General features: G+C 60.5%; 8 protein-coding genes. 4 read left to right on the top strand and 4 right to left on the bottom strand.

Annotated features, from left to right (window positions below; genetic code table 11):
• Positions 1-15: 15 nt before the first annotated feature.
• From FJ957_RS29225 to FJ957_RS29215, 3 genes are read right to left on the bottom strand one after another with little or no spacing between them, the layout of a single operon-like run.
• Positions 16-1398: an RnfABCDGE type electron transport complex subunit D gene (locus FJ957_RS29225; RefSeq protein WP_246685992.1), complete on the bottom strand. Its 1383-nt coding sequence runs from the start codon at positions 1396-1398 to the stop codon at positions 16-18.
• Between the two features lie 35 nt (positions 1399-1433).
• Positions 1434-2153 (bottom strand): FAD:protein FMN transferase, encoded by a 720-nt coding sequence (locus FJ957_RS29220; RefSeq protein ID WP_246685991.1) that lies wholly within the window; start codon positions 2151-2153, stop codon positions 1434-1436.
• A 25-nt stretch (positions 2154-2178) separates the two neighbouring features.
• The gene (locus tag FJ957_RS29215) at positions 2179-2961 is read right to left on the bottom strand and encodes an FMN-binding protein (RefSeq protein ID WP_140836291.1); all 783 of its coding nucleotides are present in this window, start codon (positions 2959-2961) and stop codon (positions 2179-2181) included.
• A gap of 259 nt (positions 2962-3220) precedes the next feature.
• On the opposite strand from FJ957_RS29215, the gene FJ957_RS29210 reads away from it, so the two are divergent.
• From FJ957_RS29210 to FJ957_RS29195, 4 genes are all read left to right on the top strand, one after another.
• Positions 3221-3916, top strand: coding sequence for a VIT family protein (locus tag FJ957_RS29210; RefSeq protein ID WP_140836284.1), 696 nt, complete (start codon positions 3221-3223; stop codon positions 3914-3916).
• A 128-nt stretch (positions 3917-4044) separates the two neighbouring features.
• Positions 4045-4305, top strand: a complete 261-nt coding sequence (locus tag FJ957_RS29205; protein ID WP_140836276.1) for a DUF6455 family protein — start codon at positions 4045-4047, stop codon at positions 4303-4305.
• Positions 4306-4378: 73 nt separating this feature from the next.
• Positions 4379-4822, top strand: a complete 444-nt coding sequence (gene ccmE, locus FJ957_RS29200) for a cytochrome c maturation protein CcmE (RefSeq protein WP_140836273.1) — start codon at positions 4379-4381, stop codon at positions 4820-4822.
• A gap of 10 nt (positions 4823-4832) precedes the next feature.
• The gene (locus FJ957_RS29195) at positions 4833-5384 is read left to right on the top strand and encodes a LysE family transporter (protein ID WP_140836270.1); all 552 of its coding nucleotides are present in this window, start codon (positions 4833-4835) and stop codon (positions 5382-5384) included.
• Between the two features lie 37 nt (positions 5385-5421).
• Here FJ957_RS29195 and FJ957_RS29190 read toward each other — a convergent pair whose 3' ends face one another.
• Positions 5422-6105, bottom strand: a complete 684-nt coding sequence (locus FJ957_RS29190) for a CBS domain-containing protein (protein ID WP_348642574.1) — start codon at positions 6103-6105, stop codon at positions 5422-5424.
• Between the last annotated feature and the right edge of the window lie 46 nt (positions 6106-6151).

The following is a 6151-nucleotide window of genomic DNA, read 5'->3' as shown; positions in this document are numbered from 1 at the left end:
TGCAAGGCGTGGGTCTCACAACCGGAACGTTTCAAACTCAATCCGCTCCAGCAAATGCCGGGACCAAACAACTAGGCGGGCATCGATATAACCAGGGTACTGGCCGCGCTTGGCACCCTTGGCTACGGCGTGAAACGTCCTTATGCCCAGTTCGCGTCTCGCCAAGCCCAGCACGTCTCGATAGGCGATGTCGTCTTGTCCCTCTGTACCATAGAGAACGACGATGGGGCGCACTTCCTCGCGATCGATGAGATATTGCAGCATCGAACGGAACGGCGTGATGCCGATGCCGCCCGCCAGGAAAGCGATCTTCGTCTTCGGATCGGATGGCAGCGTGAAATCGCCGGCCAGTTGTGAAGCGTGGATCGTGGCGCCGGGCTTCATGGCGCCCAGCGCCCGCTTGAAGGCGCTCGATTGCGGATAGAACTTTACGCCAAGCCGCACGGATTGCTCGGTAGGCGATGAGGCGACGGTGAAATAACGCCGGTTTCCGCGATTGTCGGAATGGTCGAGGCCAAGTGTCCACTCAAGGTACTGGCCCGCCTGGAAGGCAAGCTTTCGCTGTGACCTGAAGATGAAATCATAGCTGTCGGCGGTTGTTTCCTCGATGCGTTCCAGGGTCAGCACGAAGCGCCCTTTCGGACCGACCGAATAGGCGAAGAGATTGCCGACCAGAAGCGCAAGCTCGGGTGTGAAATAGAGCGAGCCGACGTGGATGTTGGGTGCGAACAGGAAGCCGACGATGGCGGCAAAGGCGATCCGCGACCAGCGCTGTGCGGGCGCCGTCAGGGGCTCGGTCAACATCACGAAAGCAAAGAACAATAGCGGCGACGAGCCCAGCGTTTCCTTGAAGGCGGCGCCATATTGCGCTGGCTCGGTTGTTGCTAGGACGGTCGCAATGGCCACGACCAGAAATGTCGCGACAAGATCCAGGCGGCGCAGTTTCCGGACGACCAGAATCCCGCCGATGAGGACGAAGGGAAGCAGCCATGGATTGCCACCGACCCACCAGGTGGCGGGCTGGTTCAGCAACAATGCCGACAACGCCACGCCGATGGCCGCCGGATTGAAAAGGTGTTTTCGACCAATGGCCAGGATGTATTTCGATGAGATCGCCCAAACAGAGGCGAAAGCAACTGCCGCGATACCTTTCAGGTCGGTGACGGCGACAGGGTCGAGGATGAGGGCCAGAATGAGCGCCGTGATATAGACGGATTCGTTGTTTGCCGGAACCTCGAAGACCAGCGCGAAGGCCTTGTTAGTAACCCAGCAGGCCGAAATCGTCAGGGCAGTGGTGTAGGCAAGCGCAAGCGGATCATTCGGTACGAGCTTGAGAAAGCAGAAAGCGAAGGCCGTGCCCAGGAGTGCCATCAGGTAGTAGAGCACCAGCCGGTACATGGTCAGGTGATCGAGGAACCTGTCGATTGCCTTGATCATGGTTCGCAAAGATCTCCGAATCCGCTTGTGGGCGTGGCGCGGCCGTTGATGTCGACGGCATACCCCTCCAGCCCCGGAGTCTGCTCGATGAAGAGGATACCGTCGCGACCCATAGCGAAGGCTGCCGTGGCAAAGCGATCGGCTTCAAGCACGTCGAATCCGACGACCGTCAGGCTGACGATGTCGATGATAGCGCCGGAAGGCTCATGGGGATTGTAGATATGTTGGCCGCGCGCATAGGTGCCCGACGTGGCGACGCCGCGCCCACGTGGATAGATGACCTTGATGATCTCATCCGTGTTGAAGGGATTGCGGATGCCGACGCTCCAATCTCCGCCGGACGCATTCCTGCCGCAGGACTGAATGTCGCCGCCTGCCTCGATGAAGAAATTGCCGATGCCGGCCTTGCCAACAATATCGGCGGCATTGCGGATGGCCCAGCCCTTGACGATCCCGGACGGGTCAAGCGAACCGTCGGCCTTGCGGATGTCGAAATATCCGTTCGTCTCGCTTCTTGTACGCTCGGCCAGCGCCAGCACTTCCATCATCTCGCCGCTCCAATCCCTCACCGGAACGTCGCCCCGGTTGATGGCCGAAATCTCGCTGTCGGTCCTGTAGGTGCTGAAGCGCCGATCGATCTGCCTGAAATAGTCGAAGACGGACTCGACCACAAAGCCGACAGCGCTTCCGACATCGACCGTGACCGGCATTCCCATCAGAATTCGGGTTTCGCGCATCGAATTAGGAAGAAGCCTTCCTCAAGGCGCCGCCGAGCGACTGGATGAAGGCCTTGCTGGTCAGCGTCGCGCCCGAGATGATGTCTACATTTGCGCTTTGCGCGCTGATTGCTTCGTCGCGCAACATCGGCAAGGCCTGCCGGTTGATGTTGACAGAGGTACGGCGGTCGTTGGGGTATTTCAGCACCTTGAGTGCCGTCACACGACCACCCTGGACAAGTGCCTGGATCTGAATGATGCCGTAGTAGGCGTCGGCCGAAGGGCCGGTGTAGACCCCGTCGGTATAGCCGTGTGCCGCGACCTTCATGCCCGTATGGATAACGCGAGCTTGGGGATAATCCGGCCGCGGCTGCGGGATGGGAATGTAGACGGCAGGCGTCACGGCGAATGACGATGTCTGCAGCGGCGCGGCATTTGCTCTCTGGCGCTCCGCCCGTGGCTCCGGCGGGGAAGGCGGCGGCTGTGCGACTTCCGGCTGGCTATCGGCAAAGGTGGCCTGCAGTGCAGCGGCCGCAATCGTCGTGGGGCTATCCTTGCTGGCCTCGACCGTTGTGCGTGGCACCGGCGTCCTTGATACATCCAACTCGGGAATTACCGGCTGGGTCGCCGCCGGCGCCTGAACCGGATCGGCATGGGGAAGCGGAGTGACCTGCGGTAACGCAGTCTGCTCTGCCGCGTTGGCCCCTTGTGTGTCCATCAGATCGCTGTCGGTAAGCTTACCCGCCTGATCCCAGACATAAGCCCCTGACGAGGCGATCACGAAGAGAGACAGGGCGATCTGTTTCATAAGCACTGTTCCAGTTTCGAGCGCGCTGCGGCTGAGCCATTGCGTGCCTGTTGGGAACAATATCTCATGAGCTAGCTGACAACTGGCTGTCAGCGCGCCTTGGCCTGCCAGAAATGTCCGACGGCGAACTGCGGTCGCCAATTGACTTTGATCAAGGCATTTGTTCGGCTCGAGGAGCAGTGAACGGTCGGGCTGCCTTCCTGTGCTTGCCGATGTGGACGCGAACCATGACCGAACCGACTAGTGTTCCTTTGCTCCGATGAGTCGTCTTCATACCGAAAATCACCTGGTGTCACGCATCGGCTGGCTACGGGCCGCGGTGGTCGGCGCCAACGACGGCATCGTCTCGACCGCCAGCCTGATCATTGGAGTTGCAAGCGCCAATGCCACCACCGCCAGCGTGCTGGTGGCTGGCGTCGCCGGTCTGGTGGCGGGCGCTATGTCGATGGCCGCCGGCGAATATGTATCCGTCAGTTCCCAGGCCGACACCGAGCACGCGGATCTCGCGCGTGAACGGAAGGAATTGGCGAGCCAACCTGAGCTCGAGAGGCAGGAGCTTGCCCAGATCTACATCGATCGCGGTGTCGAGCCTCAGTTGGCGTTGCAGGTGGCTGACCAGTTAATGGCCAAGGATGCTCTTGGCGCACACGCCCGCGACGAACTTGGCATTTCCGAGGTAACCGCTGCACGACCGATACTGGCCGCGCTGGCTTCGGCGGCGGCATTTTCAATCGGCGCGATCATGCCGTTGGCGATGGTGCTTCTTTCACCGCCCTCCCGACTTGTTGCCGTCGTTTCGATCGCATCGTTGTTGTTCCTGGCCGTGCTCGGCGCAATCGGCGCGAGGGCAGGCGGCGCCAATGTGCTGAAAGCCACTGCTCGCGTCACTTTTTGGGGAGCGCTGGCAATGGCATTGACCGCAGGCATTGGAGCAATATTCGGTACTGCCAGCTAGGTTCCTTGGCGCGAAAATCGCCCCCTGGGGCGAAGCAATTTCACGAAATGGACAGCGCTCCTTGATCGAGATCAACGTCGCGAGCCGCCTGAGATGGCAATGAATTGTCATCTGAGGAGTGTGATGACATGAGCTTTCTCGAATATCTGATCGGGGTCGACGCAAGAACTGCCTTGCTGGGACGCATGATGCAGAAGATGGGCGTCGACAGGCAGCTGAAAGTTGTGGCGGATCATGCGGGCGTCACCAGTCGTGCCGTTGACCGGTGCCGGTCTTGCGGCCACCAGGACGAATGCTCCGCCTGGCTCGACGAAACCGCGCATGCCGACCATCCGCCGGCCTATTGCCGCAATAGCGATTTGATCGCTCGATTGCAGTCCCTCCGCTGATCGGCACCGACAGCAAGCAGGCTCGGAAGTCACCGCCTTGGCCGCTCTCCTGCATGACGGCAAGGAGTAAGGAATGACGCGCAAACAGAAACGATTGTCGGTAATTGTCACCGGGTTGCTCTTCCTGGGTGCCGCTTCTGGACTCACCTTCTATGCGCTGGGTCAGAAGGCCTCCTATTTCTACATGCCTGCTGACCTCGCCGCCGCAAGCGTCCCGCCAGGGCAGCGCATTCGCCTCGGCGGCCTCGTTGAAAAGGGCACGATTGTACGCGGGCAGGGCGCTATGGTCGCCTTCTCGGTCACGGACACGCAGCGGTCTGTCAAGGTCAACTACACTGGCATCCTTCCTGATCTTTTCCGGGAAGAGCAGGGCGTTATTGCAGAGGGCGCCTTTGGGCCTGACGGCGTCTTCATCGCCGACAGCGTGCTTGCCAAACACGACGAGCGCTATATGCCCAAGGAAGTCGCCGAGGGTCTGAAGGCCAAGGGCGTCTGGCAGGTAAGCGTGAGCAAATAGCGGCAGGCTAATGTCGAACAGCCTATTTCTTCTTGAAGCATTTCTGCTCTTTGTCGCTCCGGGGCCAACCAACGCTCTCCTGATGGCGGGCGCGGTCAAGCACGAGCAGGCGACCAGGCTCCTGGTGGCACAGGCGTGCGGCTATGGGATCGCGGCGGGTTTCTGGTTTTTGTCGCGTCCATTGATGCCGCCTGACGCCATTCAGGTGCTCAAATTCGTCGCGGTTGGATGGCTTTCAGTCCTGGGACTGCGCCTGATGGCCAGCAATTCTATCGACGCATCGCAACGCCGCGATGGCCTTTCCGTGCTGGCAACCACCGCGCTCAATCCCAAGGCTTTCATCTATTGCCTGGCGATGGTGCCGATAGCCGTCGGTCCAAACGAACTTGGCATCTTCTGGCTGGTGCTTCTCGGCATCACCGCCATAACAGGATCGCTATGGGTATTGCTGGGCAGGCGGCTTCGCAGAGGCAGGCGGATAGCCGACAAGGTCGCGGGCGCGGCGCTTGTCGGATTTGCCCTGCTGCTGCTTCGACCGCTGTTGCTCGCGGCCGCGGTCTGACGCTCGGCAGGAAGCGATAAAGGCCGACGCACGCTCGTCAGGAGACGAGCACGACCGACAACGGTCCGGCGTAGAAGAGCTTGTCAGTGACTTTCGTGACCCCTGCGACGTTCTCCGCCGCAACGACAGCGGCCTTTCGCTGGCGCTCGTCGAAAATGGCGCCATTCAGTTCGACCTCTCCTTTTTTGACGGTGACGCCGATAAGGTCGCCGGCGACGCTCCAGGATTGCTCCCGCAACTCGGCAAGAATGTTCCTGCGGATGACCTCGTCATCGACGGTCGCGGAGCCTGACTTGGGCAGAGTGCGAAGCAGGATGCGCATCAGATCGGAGCGGCTGACGATGCCGACGATCTTCCCTGCGTCAAGGATAGGCACGTTCTTGATGTCGTGGGTCGCCATGAGGTCTACGATCTCGGCAAGCGGAGCGCTAGGCGCTGCTGAAACAACGCCAGTGCTCATAACCTCGACCACTCTGCGGCTGCTCGAATGGACATACTCGTCAGCGAGCTTGCCTGGACCGACCAGAAATTCGAGCCAGCGAGGCCGCGCCCGTCTGGTGCCAAGTTCGCCCCGGCGCAGGAAATCGCCTTCGCTGATGACGCCAGTCAACGATCCATCGCCTCCCACGACCGGCAGGCAGCGGATGTTCCTGGTCAGCATCAGATCGGCCGCTTCTGCGACGGAGGCAGAGGCGGTAATCGTGACCACCGGCGTCGTCATGATGTCCTGAGCTTGCATCGAAATCTCCCGCCTTTCGTCAGAGCTT

The sequence above is a fragment of the Mesorhizobium sp. B2-4-6 genome (assembly GCF_006442775.1).
Taxonomy (GTDB): Bacteria; Pseudomonadota; Alphaproteobacteria; order Rhizobiales; family Rhizobiaceae; genus Mesorhizobium.
Note: the sequence above shows the minus strand (reverse complement) of the source record. Positions and strands in the feature narration are given on the sequence as shown.

Excerpts from the sequence above, each read along its gene's own strand:
- FJ957_RS29225 (WP_246685992.1), bottom strand. The coding sequence starts at position 1,398 with ATGTACCGGCTGGTGCTCTACTACCTGATGGCACTCCTGGGCACGGCC.
- FJ957_RS29220 (WP_246685991.1), bottom strand. The coding sequence starts at position 2,153 with ATGGGAATGCCGGTCACGGTCGATGTCGGAAGCGCTGTCGGCTTTGTG.
- FJ957_RS29215 (WP_140836291.1), bottom strand. The coding sequence starts at position 2,961 with ATGAAACAGATCGCCCTGTCTCTCTTCGTGATCGCCTCGTCAGGGGCT.
- FJ957_RS29210 (WP_140836284.1), top strand. The coding sequence starts at position 3,221 with ATGAGTCGTCTTCATACCGAAAATCACCTGGTGTCACGCATCGGCTGG.
- FJ957_RS29205 (WP_140836276.1), top strand. The coding sequence starts at position 4,045 with ATGAGCTTTCTCGAATATCTGATCGGGGTCGACGCAAGAACTGCCTTG.
- ccmE (WP_140836273.1), top strand. The coding sequence starts at position 4,379 with ATGACGCGCAAACAGAAACGATTGTCGGTAATTGTCACCGGGTTGCTC.
- FJ957_RS29195 (WP_140836270.1), top strand. The coding sequence starts at position 4,833 with ATGTCGAACAGCCTATTTCTTCTTGAAGCATTTCTGCTCTTTGTCGCT.
- FJ957_RS29190 (WP_348642574.1), bottom strand. The coding sequence starts at position 6,105 with ATGACGACGCCGGTGGTCACGATTACCGCCTCTGCCTCCGTCGCAGAA.